Origin of the sequence: Allobosea sp. Root483D1, assembly GCF_001429505.1 — a bacterium.
Taxonomy (GTDB): domain Bacteria; phylum Pseudomonadota; class Alphaproteobacteria; order Rhizobiales; family Beijerinckiaceae; genus Allobosea.
In genome coordinates this window covers 630850-645280 of sequence record NZ_LMJW01000001.1, presented here as the reverse complement: position 1 = coordinate 645280, position 14431 = coordinate 630850, and the positions used below count along the sequence as shown (strand labels likewise).

The 14431-nt window shown below is 67.7% G+C and carries 12 protein-coding genes; 6 read left to right on the top strand and 6 right to left on the bottom strand.

Annotation, left to right across the window (positions count from 1 at the left end; translation table 11 throughout):
* Positions 1-154 precede the first annotated feature (154 nt).
* Positions 155-781: a helix-turn-helix transcriptional regulator gene (locus ASE66_RS03065; protein ID WP_057188076.1), complete on the top strand. Its 627-nt coding sequence runs from the start codon at positions 155-157 to the stop codon at positions 779-781.
* Positions 782-931: 150 nt separating this feature from the next.
* On the opposite strand, the gene ASE66_RS03060 is transcribed toward ASE66_RS03065, so the two are convergent.
* From ASE66_RS03060 to ASE66_RS03045, 4 genes are all read right to left on the bottom strand, one after another.
* Complete coding sequence (locus ASE66_RS03060) at positions 932-2386, bottom strand: sensor histidine kinase (protein ID WP_057188075.1); 1455 nt, start codon at positions 2384-2386, stop codon at positions 932-934.
* Positions 2387-2397: 11 nt separating this feature from the next.
* Positions 2398-3843 (bottom strand): dihydrolipoyl dehydrogenase family protein, encoded by a 1446-nt coding sequence (locus tag ASE66_RS03055; RefSeq protein ID WP_057188074.1) that lies wholly within the window; start codon positions 3841-3843, stop codon positions 2398-2400.
* 124 nt (positions 3844-3967) lie between these two features.
* Positions 3968-6319 (bottom strand): putative bifunctional diguanylate cyclase/phosphodiesterase, encoded by a 2352-nt coding sequence (locus ASE66_RS03050; RefSeq protein ID WP_057188073.1) that lies wholly within the window; start codon positions 6317-6319, stop codon positions 3968-3970.
* Between the two features lie 176 nt (positions 6320-6495).
* A complete protein-coding gene (locus ASE66_RS03045) occupies positions 6496-7452 on the bottom strand; it encodes an enoyl-CoA hydratase-related protein (RefSeq protein WP_057188072.1) in 957 nt (318 codons plus the stop codon).
* Positions 7453-8176: 724 nt separating this feature from the next.
* On the opposite strand from ASE66_RS03045, the gene murA reads away from it, so the two are divergent.
* Genes murA through ASE66_RS03020 form a run of 5 tightly spaced genes read left to right on the top strand, consistent with a single transcriptional unit; the run spans position 8177 to position 12229 of the window.
* The gene (gene murA / locus ASE66_RS03040; RefSeq protein ID WP_057188071.1) at positions 8177-9466 is read left to right on the top strand and encodes a UDP-N-acetylglucosamine 1-carboxyvinyltransferase; all 1290 of its coding nucleotides are present in this window, start codon (positions 8177-8179) and stop codon (positions 9464-9466) included.
* Between the two features lie 31 nt (positions 9467-9497).
* On the top strand, positions 9498-9938 hold the full coding sequence (locus tag ASE66_RS03035; protein WP_057188070.1) for a DUF2948 family protein: 441 nt from the start codon (positions 9498-9500) through the stop codon (positions 9936-9938).
* 23 nt (positions 9939-9961) lie between these two features.
* Entirely contained in the window at positions 9962-11254 is a 1293-nt protein-coding gene (gene hisD / locus ASE66_RS03030) for a histidinol dehydrogenase (protein ID WP_057188069.1), read from the top strand.
* 47 nt (positions 11255-11301) lie between these two features.
* The gene (locus ASE66_RS03025) at positions 11302-11775 is read left to right on the top strand and encodes a UPF0262 family protein (protein ID WP_057188068.1); all 474 of its coding nucleotides are present in this window, start codon (positions 11302-11304) and stop codon (positions 11773-11775) included.
* Positions 11776-11821: 46 nt separating this feature from the next.
* A complete protein-coding gene (locus ASE66_RS03020) occupies positions 11822-12229 on the top strand; it encodes an ArsC family transcriptional regulator (protein ID WP_057188668.1) in 408 nt (135 codons plus the stop codon).
* A gap of 3 nt (positions 12230-12232) precedes the next feature.
* On the opposite strand, the gene ASE66_RS03015 is transcribed toward ASE66_RS03020, so the two are convergent.
* Both ASE66_RS03015 and ASE66_RS03010 read right to left on the bottom strand, forming a co-directional pair.
* Positions 12233-13912 (bottom strand): pilus assembly protein TadG-related protein, encoded by a 1680-nt coding sequence (locus ASE66_RS03015; protein WP_057188067.1) that lies wholly within the window; start codon positions 13910-13912, stop codon positions 12233-12235.
* A gap of 35 nt (positions 13913-13947) precedes the next feature.
* Complete coding sequence (locus ASE66_RS03010) at positions 13948-14376, bottom strand: TadE/TadG family type IV pilus assembly protein (RefSeq protein ID WP_057188066.1); 429 nt, start codon at positions 14374-14376, stop codon at positions 13948-13950.
* Between the last annotated feature and the right edge of the window lie 55 nt (positions 14377-14431).

The window sequence follows — 14431 nt, the reverse complement described above, 5'->3', positions numbered from 1 at the left end:
TTTGGCCGCGGTCCTGGTCGTCCCCGGTTTCCCGGCGGTCGCCCCGGATGACTCGGCCCGGCAGACGCAGAAATCAGATTGAATTCTTATCGAATAGGGGATATTTCCTATTTCTGTCCCCGCTCGGCACCATCAGGAACGAGGCCTCCCGGCGATGCTGTCTCATGACCAGATCTGGAGCGCGATCGACACGCTCGCCCAGCGCTATGGCCTGACGCCTTCGGGCCTCGCCCGCAGGGCCGGGCTCGACGCCACCACCTTCAACCGCTCGAAGCGCACCGGCGCCGACGGACGCGAACGCTGGCCCTCGACCGAGTCGATCGCCAAGATCCTCGCCGCCACCGGCGCCTCCTTCGACGAGTTCATGAACGTCGTCCGGCGCGGCGCGCCACCGGCGCACACGATCCCGGTGATCGGCTTTGCCCAGGCGGGGTCCGGCGGCTTCTTCGGCGATGGCGGCTTTCCGGTCGGTTCCGGCTGGGACGAGGTCGCCTTTCCGGGCCTGCAGGACGAGAAGGCCTATGCGCTCGAGATCGCCGGCGATTCGATGCTGCCGCTCTATCGCGACGGCGACACCATCATCGTCTCGCCGGGTGCAGCGATCCGCCGTGGCGACCGCGTCGTGGTCAAGACCGTCGACGGGGAGGTGCTGGCCAAGCAGCTCAGGCGCCAGACCGCCAAGACGGTCGAACTTGCCTCGCTCAACCCCGAGCATGCCGACCGGGTGCTGGCGCTCTCCGAGATCGCTTTCATGGCGCGGGTGATCTGGGCCAGCCAGTAGAGCAACGCCGAAGCCGCTCTTTCCACAGTCCTCGTCCTGAGGAGCCGCGTAGGCGGCGTCTCGAAGGATGCTCCAGGAGGCTCAGGAACCAACTGAAGCATCCTTCGAGACGCAGCCCAAAGGCTGCTCCTCAGGATGAGGCCTAAAAGATCAGGCCAATACGCGCTGCGCCGGCAGCGACACCGTGAACACCGCGCCGACCTCGGACGGTTCGAGCGCGATCATGCCGCCGTGCAGCCGCACCAGCTCGGCGGCGATGGCGAGGCCAAGGCCAGTGCCGCCGGGATTGACCGAGCCGCGGAAGGCCTGGAACAGGTTGTCCCGCGCCCGCGCCGGAACGCCCGGCCCGTTGTCGGCGATCCGCAGGACGACCTCGCCATGGCGCCGGCCGGCACTGATCCTGAGCGCCGGGGCCCGCTCCCCCGTTTCGGCGATGCCGTCGAGCGCCTGGATCGCGTTGCGCATCAGGTTGGACAGCACGCGCGCCATCTGGTCGGGGTCGCAAGGGGCGATCACCTCGGCCGGCACCTCGTTGGCGAAATGGATCGCGCCGTTCTCGCCGAGGCCGAGCAGCTCGGCCTGTTCGGCGACGAGCTGGCGCAGCGCCACATCCCGCAGCGTCGGGTTAGCCTCGGTCGCCCGGCCATAGGCGAGCGTCGCCTGGCAGAAATCGATGGCGCGCCCGAGCGTCGCGATCAACCGCGGCGCGAAACGCCTTATCTTCGGATCGCGCGTCTCGGTCAGCCGGTCGGACATCAATTGCGCCGCGGCCAGCATGTTGCGCAGGTCGTGGTTGATCTTGCTGACGGCGAGCCCGAGTTCCGCGAGGTGCTTCTTGGCGCGAAGGTCGTCGGCGAGCGTCGCCTGCATGCGCGCCAGCGCCCGCTGTGCCTCGCCGATCTCGTCGGCGCGCTGCGTCGGCTCGATGATCCGGCGCGGATTCTCCGGGTCGTGCTCGAATTCCATTACATTGGCGGCGAGGTGCCGGATCGGCTGCACGATCAGCCAGTTGAGCGAGAGATAGACCAGCCCTGCCGTCAGGATCGAAATGATCAGCGTGACCAGAGTCAGGTTGACCGAGAACTTCAGCATGGCCCGCCGCAGCGGCCGCTCGTCGATGACCATCTCGACGAAGTCGGCGGCGCCGACCGCCTGTCCGACCACCCGGATCGGCATCTCATGCGAGGGGCTGACCAGCGTCGCGACCGATTCGACGATCGACTGCATCCAGCTCTGGTCGCGCAGGTCGACGGTCTTGGCGACCTCGTGCGGCATCGAATCGAGGCTGAGCAGGCGGCGCGCCCCGCCCACACGGGCGGCGATGGCGGAGGCGCCGACGCCGGCGAGCAGCCGCTCCTCGCTGCCTTCCGGCATACCTTCGGCCGGGGATCCTTCGAGCACGAGCACGGCGATCTGCGCCGCGGCGAGCCGGTCGTTCAGCCAGTTGCGCCGGAAATTCGCAACCGAGGGCAGATAGATCAGCACCTCGGCCAGCATCACGAACAGGATGGTGAGCACGAGCAGCTTGGCCGACAGGCCGAGCTGGGTCGGCCCGCGCGCGACGCTGATCGACAGGGTATTGGGATCGAACCGTCTCACTGACATCGAGAGCCAGTCTATCCGAAACGGCGCAGGAAGCCGATCAATCGGCGGAGGCCTGGCTTTGCCGCGAGCGGCGCCTGGAAGGAGAGCGCCGCCTTCTGCGACAGCTCCGACAGGCTCTGGGACGGTGGGATCAGCCCGGCCATCTCCCTGACGTTCATCCGCTTCTGGACGGCAAGGCCCCAGGGCACGATCAGCTCGGCCGCCTGCGCACCGGCGATGACGACGCCGATAATGCCGCCCTTGCGGTCGGTCATCAACTTGATCAGCCCTTCGCTCTGCCGTTCGGCCTGAGCCCGGCCGCTCTCGGCATAAGGCCAGCGCAGCACCCGGATCTCGCCTTGCGCCCGCGCCTGCGCTTCGCTCAGGCCGACGCTTGCCAGCTCCGGCCGGCCATGGATAGTGCGCGGTACCTGTTCGCGCCTGAAGCGGACCGGCTGACGGAAGAGGGCGTTGCGGAGCACGAGCCCGGCCTGATGCTGGGCGGCATGGCTCGAGGTTGTTCCAGCGGCCGCGCCGCCGGCACAATCGCCGACGGCGTAGATGCTGCGGTTGGCGGTGCGCAGCGAGGCATCGACGATGACGCCGGTATCGTCGCTGCGGACGCCGGCGAGATCGAGTTCGAGGCCGGCGATGTTCGGCTTGCGTCCGCTCGCGACCAGGAGATGCGTGCCGTCGATCCTAATCTCGCCGTCGAGCGTCAGGCGTGGTCGCTGCCGATGGCTCTCGGCGCGCAGGATCGGTCGGCCCTCGTGCAAGCCGATGCCGTCTCCGAGCAAGGCGCGCCTGAGCACGCCGACCGCCTCGGGGTCCTCATCGGGCAAGAGGCCTTCGCGCGCGATCAGGACGACCTCGCTGCCGAGCGCACGCATCGCGTGCGCCAGTTCGACGGCCGCAGCCGTGTCGCCGAGCACGATCAGCCGGTCTGGCCGCTTCGCCAGCTCGAAGACGCTGTCCTCGGTCAGGCAGGGCAGGTCGGCGAGGCCGGGGACCGATGGCATGACCGGCAGCGAACCGGTCGCGACGACGAAGCGCCGCGCCTTGATCACCGTCTCGCCGATCGCGATCTGATGACGGTTCTGGAAGCGCGCCTCGCCCTTGAGCACGATGACGCCGAGGGCGGCGAGGCGCTCATCCGAATCGTTTGCGGCCGATCTGGCGGCAACCTGATCCAGATGAGCCCGGACGCGCCCATAATCGATTTCACCCGCACCCTGGATGAGGCCGAACGTTGCCGCATCCGCGACAGCCCGCGCCTGCCCGGCGACGGCGCGCAAAGCCTGACCGCGCGCTCCCCGGTTGAGCGACAGCGCGCTCCCGCTCTGCCTGACCAGCACGACCCGGACGCCGAACAGCGCGGCCGCGCTCGCCACCGCGAGCCCGCCCGGACCATCGCCGACGACGCAGATGTCCGGTGTCAGCGGATCCTTGCTGGCTGCTGGGCTGGCGGTTTCGCTCACGCCGCGTCTCCCGGTCACTGTCCCGCTGGTGCAGATGCGGTGCCGTTGCGGCAGAATCAAGTTCAGTCCTGCGATCGCAGGGTGGAAGCGGTGAATTCCGGCGAGATGACGGTGAAGCTCGCCCTCAGGCGATCTTGCGTGGCTCGTCGCCCTTGCTGAACGCCGACACGGGCTGTGGCCGGCCGAACAGATAGCCTTGCGCCCGCTGGGCGCCGAGCAATTGCACCGCCATGCGCTGCGCCTCGGTCTCGATGCCCTCGACCACGACATTCATCGACAGGCGCCGGGCGAGCTGGCAGACCGCCTCGATCACCGCCTTGGAGGCCTCGTCGCTGTTGACGTCGCGGCTGAAGCTCTGGTCGATCTTTACCTGCGAGAACGGGTAGGTCGAGAGATAGGCGAGGGAGGAATAGCCCGTCCCGAAATCGTCGAGGGCGAACTTGATCCCGATTCCGCGCAATTCGTTGATGACCTCGAGCGTCGTCTTGTTGTCCTCGATCAGCAGCGATTCCGTCACCTCGAGCGTCAGGCGGGCGGGCGCGAGATGGGCGAGCAGCAGGGCGTTCTTGACGGTTTCGACGATGCGGCGCGGCTCGCGGAACTGCAGTGGCGAGATGTTGACGGAGACGCCGATGCCATCGGGCCATTTTGCCGCGTCGCGGCAGGCCTGGCGGATCGCCCAGTCGCCCATGCCGGCGATCAGCCCGGACTGCTCGGCGATCGGGATGAACACGCCGGGCGGCACCATGCCGCGCGTCGGGTGCCGCCAGCGCATCAGCGCCTCGCGCGTCACGATCTCCTGCGTGCGCAGGTCGATGATCGGCTGGTAGTGCAGCTGGAGCGCGCCTTCGGCGCTGGCCTGGCGCAGATCGACCTCGATCTCGTGGCGCTCGAGCATCTCCTCCGCCATCGCCGGGTCGAAGAAGGTCGCGGTGTTGCGGCCGGCGCCCTTGGCCTTGTAGAGCGCGGTGTCGGCATGGCGCAGCAGGTCGGCCGGCGTTGCGCCGTCCACGGGCGCGAGTGCGATGCCGACGCTGGCGGTGACGTAGACGGTCTTGGTGTCGAGCTCGAAGGCGCGGTCCATCGTCTCGATCATGCGCTGCGCGATCATCCGGACCGTGGCGACATCGGTCGCCGGCAGGATCAGCACGAATTCGTCGCCGCCGAAGCGCGCCAGCAGGTCGTTGTGGCGGATCGCGCTCTTCAGCCGCGCCGCCGTCTGGATCAGCACCCGGTCGCCGATGTCGTGGCCGAGATTGTCGTTGACCTGCTTGAAGCCGTCGAGATCGATATAGAGCAGGGCGAAGGTCTCGCCGGTCCGCTCCTGCCGGCGGAAAGCGTCGGCGAGCTGCGTGTTGAACTCGAAGCGATTGGCGAGGCCGGTCAATTCGTCGAAGCGCGCCATCTGCTCGATCCGCGCTTCGGTCGCCTTCCGCTCGGTCGCATCCTCGGTCAGCATCAGCACGCCGCCCTCGGCCGCGGGCGCGATGGTGACGACGAGCATCCGCCCGTTGCGCGACTGCAATTCGTAGATGGCGGCCTGCTGCGTCGCCTGCACGCCGTCGAGCGCCGCCTTGATGTCGCGGACCTGCTCGGGGTTCATCACCTGCCGCTCGACCAGGAAACGTGCGATCGCGCTGATCGGTGTGCCCGGCAGCGCCAGCGTCTCGGGAATCCCGTAGAGAGCGGCATGCGGCGCGTTCGAGACCGCGAGGTCGAGCTTGCGGTCGAACATCGCCAACCCGTGGATCATCGTGTTGAGCGCGGCGTCGAGCGTCAGGTTCTGCGAACGCAGCGCCGTCGCCAGTGCCTTGGATTGCTTGGTCGCGTCGCTCAGTGCCAGCAGGTTGCGGTGCAGCGAGTTGGTGATCGCGATGTTGGCTACGACATAGAGGAAGGCAAAATAGCCGATGTACTGGTAGTAGGGGTTGTGCGCCTGGATCAGGCCGACCGCCATTGGCACGCAGAAGGTCAGCAGCTGCACCGCGACGAATTTCGGCCGTCCGGCGTTGCGCGCGACATAGCCGGAGGCGAGCGCGATCGTCGATGACACCGAGGTGATGTGGGCGGCGGCATCGTCCGTCCAGGCCAGCGCCGCATAGCAGCTGAAGCCGAGCACCGCGCTGAACACGGTCGCGCCGAAGAAATACTCCCGGTCCCAGCGCCTGGTCTGCGCGAGCGTATCCTCGGAATGGTCGAGCCGGCGATAGCGGACCACCGTGATGATCCGCATGACGACGACCAGCGCGACGCCAAGCGTCAGCGCCATGAACAGCTCGGCCCTGGTCGCCACCCAGCACAGGAAGGGCGTCAGGATGCCGGCAATGCCGCCGGGGATGATCGAGCCCGGCGAGGAGAACAGCGATGAGACCAGCAGGCGATAATCGGCGAGGTCGACCGCGCTCCGGCCGTCGTGGCCGGCTGGCTGCTCTGCGATCGCTCTGTCGGCGCTGGCGCTATGCAACCGGTTCGGCACTCCCGCCATCCACTCCTGCCTTTTGACGGTCTCGGGCGAGGCGGCTGAACGGGCCCATCCTTTGCCGCATCACCTAACGGCTATAAGAGGGAAAGGTAAAAGTTTCATGAGAGTTACGCGGCGGAGTTGCGCGATCGGCGCAAACGCCGACCGCGCCGGGGTTTTCTGCAGTTTGCTCAGGCGGCGCCGGCGAACGCATCCTCTGGGCCGCGCTGGTAGACGCGCGCCAGCATACGGTCCTGCGTCTGGGCGATGCGCTGCAGCTTGGAGATCGCGCTCGGATGCAGGCGCAGCATGCAGTCGGTCCAGAGCTGGCCGAGATATTCGAGCTCCTCGCGCAGATTGCCGGCGCGGCGGTTGAAGGCCGAGAACAGGGCGGTGCGGGCCGCATGGATCGGCAGCGAGTCGGCGGCGTATTTGCGGATCCAGTCGTCGCCGGTGCCGGTCGGCACCACAGCTTCCAGCCCGCCCGCCGCCAGGAACTCGGTCGCGCTCATCTCCTCGCCGGACTGCAGCATATGCTCGGCCGCGCGCGGGCCCATCCGGCGCGACAGGAGGCCGACGGCGGTGATCGGGAAATGGTTGAACTTGATCTCCGGGTAGACGAACGAGGCCTGCTCCTCGGCGATCATGACGTTGCATGAGCGCGGTGCGTCGATGCCGCCGCCGATCGCCTTGGCATGGATCGTCGACAGGGTGACGACCATGCCGTTGAGGCCGCTGGCGTTGCGCAAGGCATCCTCGACCGAAAGCCGGGCGTATTCCGCCAGAGCAGGACGATCGTTCTTGGCCAGGCAGTCGAGATAGAAGTCGAGGTCGCCGCCGAGGGTGAAGAACGGTCCGGTGCCGCGGAAGGCGAGGAAGCGCACCGGCGCGGCGTGATACTGCTCCGGCGCGCCCCAGAGGTCGATGATCGCCTGCTGCACCTTGCCGAGGCTCTCGAGCAACTGCAGCGTGAAGACCGGCTTCAGCTCCGGCTTGATGGTGACCCAGAGCAGGCGCAGCTCCTGCTCGTAGGCGAGCTTGATCTCCGGCAGGAAGCCGGCCCGCTGGCGGATAGCCTCGATCACCTCTCCATCGACGAGCTCGGCAACGGCCTGGCCGGCTGCTGTCGGTGCATAGCTCTGAAACATCGTCCCGTCTCCGCCTCGTATCGCACCCCTCGACGCCGCCGAGGGTAGTGAAAGTTAATAATCTGTAAACGCAAACTGTCCGAAATGGTTAATTTCGTTAAGTTTTATTCGTTAACGCAAAAGCTGGCTCACCACCTGAAACCGCATCCCTCGGTTGTCTCGCTGTCGCCGCTAGCGTCGCAGTCGATGCACGCAATGGGCGTGCCAGCATATCACTCGTCGGTCAGGGTTGCCGTGATAACGAAAAATTTACCAATCGGAGCAGCGCCTTGTGGCGTGTCCGGCATGGCCGGCGGCGATGTGCCGATCAGGTGGGCGGCGGGGGCGCCGGTCGGCATGAGGCAAGGCTGTTTCATCGAGAGAACCGGCCACGCCGCAGTTGTGCCGCAATCGGTCGTGCAAGGAATGACGTGCCGCAGGCCGGCCTTGTCCCGGCGTGGTCGAGCGGCTAACCATGAACCAACGTCCGCCGCCGCAAGGTTGCGGGCATCACGACGAGCTGACGCTTTGAGCCGCCAGACCGAAGCCGAGGATGAGAGAAGGGCGCGCCTCGCCGCCGCCCTCCGCGAGAATCTGAAGCGCCGCAAGGCGCAGGCAAGGGCCAGGCGTGCCTCGGAAACGACGGCCGAGGACACGCCTCCGCCCACCCAGGCCGACCCCACCCGGTCCTGATCCCCCTTTTTCCGGCCGGCCCTCCCGCCCGCCGCCCTGCAGGACGAGCCCGATGGACCGTATCCGCATCACCGGCGGTCAGCGCCTCAATGGCGTGATCCCTATCTCCGGCGCGAAGAACGCGGCGCTGCCGCTGATGATCGCGAGCCTCCTCACCGACGAGACGCTGACGCTGACCAATGTGCCGCGGCTCTCCGACGTCAGCGCGCTGTCGCGCATCCTCTCCAACCAAGGCGTCGACCGTTCGGTCGCCGGCAAGCGCATCGGCCAGAGCGCCGAGACTGGCCAGACGGTCGCCCTGACCGCGCGCCAGATCGTCGATACTTGCGCGCCCTATGAGCTGGTCTCGACGATGCGGGCGAGCTTCTGGGTGATCGCGCCGATCCTGGCCCGCATGGGCGAGGCCAAGGTCTCGCTGCCCGGCGGCTGCGCCATCGGCACCCGCCCTGTCGACCTCCTGCTGATGGCGCTGGAGCGCCTCGGCGCCACCATCACCATCGAGGGCGGCTATGCGCTGGCTCGCGCCCCGAAGGGATTGAAGGGCGGCGAGATCGTCTTCCCGAAGGTCACGGTCGGCGGTACCCATACCGCGTTGATGGCCGCCGTCCTCGCCGATGGCACTACGGTGATCGAGAACGCCGCACGCGAGCCCGAGGTCGTCGACCTTGCCGCCTGCCTGGAGAAGATGGGCGCCAAGATCGAGGGCGCCGGTACCTCCACCATCACCATCCGCGGCGTCTCGCGCCTTGGTGGCGCGCACCACGCCGTGCTGCCGGACCGGATCGAGACCGGCACCTATGCGATGGCGGTGGCGATGACCGGCGGCGACGTCCTGCTCGAAGGCGCGCGCGCCGATCTGCTGCAGGCGGCGCTCGATGTGCTGAGCCAGGCCGGCGTCGACATCTCCGAGACCAATGAAGGCGTTCGCGTCCGTCGCAACGGCGCCGCGCTCGCGCCGGTCGACGTCACCACCGATCCGTTCCCGGGTTTCCCGACCGATCTCCAGGCTCAGCTCATGGCGCTGATGACCATGGCCAAAGGCACCTCGCGCATCCGCGAGACCATCTTCGAGAACCGTTTCATGCACGTGCAGGAGTTGGCCCGGCTCGGCGCCAAGATCCGGCTCGACGGCGATGCGGCCTATGTCGACGGCGTCGAGAAGCTCACCGGCGCGCCGGTGATGGCGACCGATCTGCGCGCTTCGGTCTCGCTGGTCATCGGCGGCCTCGTCGCCGAGGGCGAGACGATGATCAACCGCGTCTACCATCTCGACCGTGGTTTCGAGGCGCTGGAGGCCAAGCTCAGCCGTTGCGGCGCCCAGGTCGAACGCATCAGCGGTTGACGCAAGGCACTGCCCCAGCCAGATAGGACCCATGTCCGATCCTGCCGCCGAGCCGCTGAAGCTGATCGCCCTGGACGCCGACGACTTGTCGGTGATCTCGGCGCATTTGCAGGATGCGGTGCTGAAGCGCGGCGACATCGCCTATCTGCCGGCCGAGAAGCGCTTTGCGCTGGCGCTGCGCCGCTTCGACTGGGAAGGCGCGGCGCAAGGCCAGAAGCGCCGCCGGCTCTCCGCCTTGCATTTCGAGCGCGTCACGGCGGCGCGCAGCACCAAGGTCGCGGCCGGCGATGCCATACTCAGCCTGCTTGCGGTCACCTTCGCACAGAGCGACGATCCGGCCGGGCAGGTGACCCTGCATTTCTCTGATGGTGCCGCCATCCGCCTCGATGTCGAGTGCATCGAGGCGCAGATGAAGGATCTCGGTCCGATCTGGGAAGCCGTCGCGACGCCGGCTCACCCGGACGCCGGCTGAACCTCTTCCGGTCAGGATCTCCGATGCCGATCAGGCTTGACGCACGCGATGCCGGTTTCGAGCGGGAGTTCACGGCTCTGCTCGCGATGAAGCGCGAGGTTTCCGAGGATGTCGACCAGGTCGCGGCGGCGATCATCGCCGATGTCCGCGCCCGCGGCGATGCCGCGCTGATCGACTATACCGAACGCTTCGACAAGCTTTCCCTGACGCCGCAGACACTGCGTGTCACCGAGAGCGAGATCGAGGCGGCGTTTGCCGCCTGCACGCGCGCGCAGCTCGCTGCGCTCGAGACGGCCCGCACCCGGATCGAAGCCTATCATTTGCGCCAGAAGCCGACCGATTCCTGGTCGCGCGACGCGCTCGGCGTCGAGAGCGGTTGGCGCTGGAGCGCGGTCGAGGCGGTCGGCCTCTATGTGCCGGGCGGCACGGCAAGCTATCCTTCCTCGGTGCTGATGAACGCGATCCCGGCCAAGGTCGCTGGGGTCGAGCGCCTGGTCATGGTCGCGCCAACGCCGCGCGGCGAAACCAATCCGCTCGTGCTCGCTGCGGCGAAGCTCGCCGGCATCGACGAGATCTACAAGATCGGTGGGGCGCAGGCCGTCGCCGCGCTCGCCCATGGCACGCAGACGATCATCCCGGTCGCCAAGATCGTCGGTCCCGGCAACGCCTATGTCGCCGCCGCCAAGCGCCGTGTCTTCGGCACGGTCGGCATCGACATGATCGCCGGCCCCTCCGAGGTGCTGGTCCTGGCCGATGTCAGCGCCAATGCCGACTGGATCGCCGCCGACTTGCTCGCCCAGGCCGAGCACGACACCGCCGCCCAGTCGATCCTGATCACAAACGATGCCGCGTTGGCCGACGCCGTTGAGCGCGCTGTCGAGGGCCAGCTCAGGACGCTGCCGCGGGCCGAAATCGCCGGGGCGAGCTGGCGCGAGTTCGGCGCTGTCATCCTGGTCGAAGCGCTCGACAAGGCGATCCCGCTGGTCAACCGGCTCGCGCCGGAGCATCTCGAGATCATCGCTGCCGATGCCGATGGGCTGGCGGCGCGCATCCGCAATGCCGGCGCGATCTTCCTGGGCGGACATACGCCAGAGGCGATCGGCGACTATGTCGGCGGCTCGAACCATGTCCTGCCGACGGCCCGCTCGGCCCGCTTCTCCTCCGGGCTCGGCGTGCCCGACTTCATGAAGCGCACCTCGCTGCTGAAATGCGATCCCGAGGCGCTGCGTGCGCTCGCCGGGGCCGCGACCGAGCTCGCCGAAGCTGAGGGCTTGCAGGCTCATGCGCGTTCCGTGACGATCCGACTCAACGGCTGACGGCAGGCTGGCGATTCTACGCCTGCACGGAGCTGGGCGGAGGGGACATGTCGGAACGCAACCAACTGCTCGCCGTCACGCTCGACGAGGCCTCGCTCGGGCGCGGCAGTGCCGACCAGGAGCATGAGCGCGCGGTCGCGATCTACGACCTGATCGAGCGCAACCACTTCGCCCTGCCGGAATTCGACGGCGGCCCCTACGCGGTCCATCTTGCTCTGGTCGAACGGCGGCTCGCCTTCGAGGTCAAGAGCGCCGAGGGGGCGGCACTCGTCACCCATCATCTCTCGCTGACGCCGTTCAAGCGCATCATCAAGGATTACGAGCTGGTCTGCGACAGCTATTACGCTGCCATCCGCACCGCCACGCCCGCGCAGATCGAGGCGATCGACATGGGCCGCCGTGGCCTGCACGACGAGGCGGCGGTTCTGCTGGTCGAGCGACTGTCGAACAAGGTCGAGATCGACAACGAGACCGCACGCCGCCTCTTCACCCTGATCTACGCGCTGCACTGGAAGGGCTGACCGTTTGGAGCCGTCCGCCCCGCGCAAGCTCCAAAGCGTGCTGTTCATGTGCGCCTACAATGCGGTGCGCTCGCCGATGGCGGAGGCGCTGGCCAAGCACTTCTTCGGCAAGTCGATCTATGTCCAGTCCGCCGCCGGCAAGCGCAAGGGCGAGCTCGATCCCTTCGCGCTGTCGGTGCTCGACGAGATCGGCATCGACGCGCACAAGCACAAGCCGAAGACGGTCGAGGAACTGGAGGAGTGGGAGGGCCTCAACTTCGACCTGATCGTCTCGCTCTCGCCCGAGGCGCACCACAAGGCGCTCGAGCTGACCCGCACCGTTGCCGCCGAGGTCGAGTATTGGCCGACGCCGGACCCGACCATCATCCAAGGCTCACGCGAGCAGGTGCTCGACGCCTATCGCGCCGTCCGTGACGGGCTGATGCAGAAGATCACGAAGCGGTTGAGGTCCTGAACCCTACTGGATCAGCACGGCCCCGCCGCAGCGCACGCCGCTGACCCAGCTATCCGCTTGTCCAAGCCCGACCCCGAGCGTGTTGAGCAGGCTCGTCAGCACCTGGTCGAGCGGGGCCGCGGCGCCCGCGATGACGCCGGAGACGGCGCCACCCAACCCGGGGATGGGGAGCCCGAGCCCTAGCAGCTCGACGCGCAGATCGAGATCTGAAACCAGCCGCGACAGCAGGCTCGCAACGAAGTTCTGGGTCGAGGTCGTCTTCTTGTCGGCACGCTGGATCTCGGCATAGCTGAAGCTGACCGGGGTCTCGCTGGTGTTGCTGATCGTGACATGGGCCCGGCCCGTCACCTTGGCGAGGCCGAGCAGATCGAGCAGCGTTGCCGCCGGCGGGTTGGGTCGCGTGCTGAAATTGCTGAACTCGGCATTGGAGACTTGCCCGATCCAGGCATCCACCACTGCCGGCGTCACGCCGAGCGTCACCCGCGAGCTGGTGATGTCGCCAGCCCCGCAGGAGACGGAGGTCAGGCGGGCGGTCGCGGCGGCGAGCTCCAGATAGAGCGGCAGCTTGACCAAAGAGGCCTGGCCGCTGCCGACGAGGGTCAGCGTCAGCAGCAGGCGCGTCTGGGCAGTGTGCACGCTCGCCCCGGCGCGGTCGACACGCACGAGGCTGGTGCCCACGGGCCGCTCGCCGATGCCGAGCTTGAGCGATACCGCGGCGAGGCCGGGCACGTTGACCGCAAGGCCGAGATCGAGCTGGCGCGCGCCATTGGCGATCTGGGCTGTGGCCGAGACGAGATCGAGCGCCGATAGCGAAGCCTTGAGCGGCACCTCCTCGCTCAGTTGCCGGCTGCCATAGCTGCCGAACGAGACGAGGCTCTGCAGGTTGATCCGCTGGCCCGTGCTGGCCGCCGCTGCCGCCAGGCGTCCCAGCGCTGCGATCGCGTCGCTGCCTGCGCCCTGGTCGCGTGCCGCGTCCTGGGCCGCCAGGATGACGTCGCCGATGCGGACGTTGGCGCGGACGACCTCGTCGAAGGTCAAGGCGGAGATCGTGGCGCGCGTCGCCAGCCGGCGCGCAAAGCCGAAGAGGTCGATCCGCGCCCGCGCCAGCCCCTCATAGTCCATCACCGAGAGCGATATGCTCGTGCCGAGCAGGCCGCTGAGCAGGCCGTTGAGGGCGCCGCCTTCGATGCGCGCCAGCCGCGAGCCGATGGCAAAGGCGGCCTGCGCCTCCTGTGCGGCGGTCGCCCGCGTCACGATGGCGACGTCGCCGGTGTCGCCGCCCAGGCCTACGGCCAGGACACGGCCGAGGATCATCGGCGTGGTCGCGCGCATCTCGATCCGGACCGCATTGGCCGCTGGCCCCGAACCCTGCCGGAAGCGCGCATCGGGCGCCAGTCGCGCATCGGGCGTATAGGTGCCGGTCTGCACCGTCTCGACGGCACTCGCCGAAAAGCCGTTGCGGCTCGCGCTCGCCCGGGCTGCGTTCACGGCGCGTTCGAGGTCGGCCGCAGCGGCGAGTGCGGCGAGGTCCGTCGCCGTCTGCTGCCGGCGCTTCTGGTAGAAGAAGCTCCCGACATCGACCGCCATCGAGCCGAAGCCGAAGAGCATCAGTGAGGAGCCGGCGAAGACGATCGACGAGATGCCGCGGCGGTCGGCGAGGAGCTTCCGGAGCGCATGGATCATGATGGCCTCCTTGTCCGGCCGATACGGGGATTGCGTCAGTAGCCGCCGCGCTGAACGACGGCGCGGCGTTCGACGACCGGCATCGGCAGCGCGACCATCGAGCTGAGCCGGTTGAAGGCGCTGCCGGAGTAGTCGTAGACGATCGCGACCTCGAAGCTGGGCGCCGGCGCGCCAAGGGCGGTTGTCCGGACCGTTAGCTTGCTCGGCTCGAGGAAGGCGTATGAGCCGATATTGCGTGTGATGAACGAGCGCGCCAGCCGCTCGCGCTCGGCATCGTCGAGGCCGGCGACGGAGGCGCGTGCTGCTTCCGCAGCGAGCTGCTGCACGCCGTGATACACGCCAAAGGCGTGGCCGTAGCCGATGATCCCGAACAGCAGCATCAGCAGGATCGGTGCGATGAAGGCGAATTCGACGGCCGTGCTCGCCGACCGGTCGGTTCTGAGTCCGAGGAGGAGTGAGCGCATGGCGTGCTGCTTTCCATTTATACAATCATAAGGTGTATAAGCGGGTCATTGATGA

What these genes read in the sequence shown, in the direction of transcription:
- ASE66_RS03045 (WP_057188072.1), bottom strand. Translation starts at nt 7,452, where the DNA reads ATGTTTCAGAGCTATGCACCGACAGCAGCCGGCCAGGCCGTTGCCGAG.
- ASE66_RS03025 (WP_057188068.1), top strand. Translation starts at nt 11,302, where the DNA reads ATGTCGGAACGCAACCAACTGCTCGCCGTCACGCTCGACGAGGCCTCG.
- murA (WP_057188071.1), top strand. Translation starts at nt 8,177, where the DNA reads ATGGACCGTATCCGCATCACCGGCGGTCAGCGCCTCAATGGCGTGATC.
- ASE66_RS03020 (WP_057188668.1), top strand. Translation starts at nt 11,822, where the DNA reads ATGTGCGCCTACAATGCGGTGCGCTCGCCGATGGCGGAGGCGCTGGCC.
- ASE66_RS03035 (WP_057188070.1), top strand. Translation starts at nt 9,498, where the DNA reads ATGTCCGATCCTGCCGCCGAGCCGCTGAAGCTGATCGCCCTGGACGCC.
- ASE66_RS03065 (WP_057188076.1), top strand. Translation starts at nt 155, where the DNA reads ATGCTGTCTCATGACCAGATCTGGAGCGCGATCGACACGCTCGCCCAG.
- ASE66_RS03060 (WP_057188075.1), bottom strand. Translation starts at nt 2,386, where the DNA reads ATGTCAGTGAGACGGTTCGATCCCAATACCCTGTCGATCAGCGTCGCG.
- hisD (WP_057188069.1), top strand. Translation starts at nt 9,962, where the DNA reads ATGCCGATCAGGCTTGACGCACGCGATGCCGGTTTCGAGCGGGAGTTC.
- ASE66_RS03015 (WP_057188067.1), bottom strand. Translation starts at nt 13,912, where the DNA reads ATGATCCATGCGCTCCGGAAGCTCCTCGCCGACCGCCGCGGCATCTCG.
- ASE66_RS03010 (WP_057188066.1), bottom strand. Translation starts at nt 14,376, where the DNA reads ATGCGCTCACTCCTCCTCGGACTCAGAACCGACCGGTCGGCGAGCACG.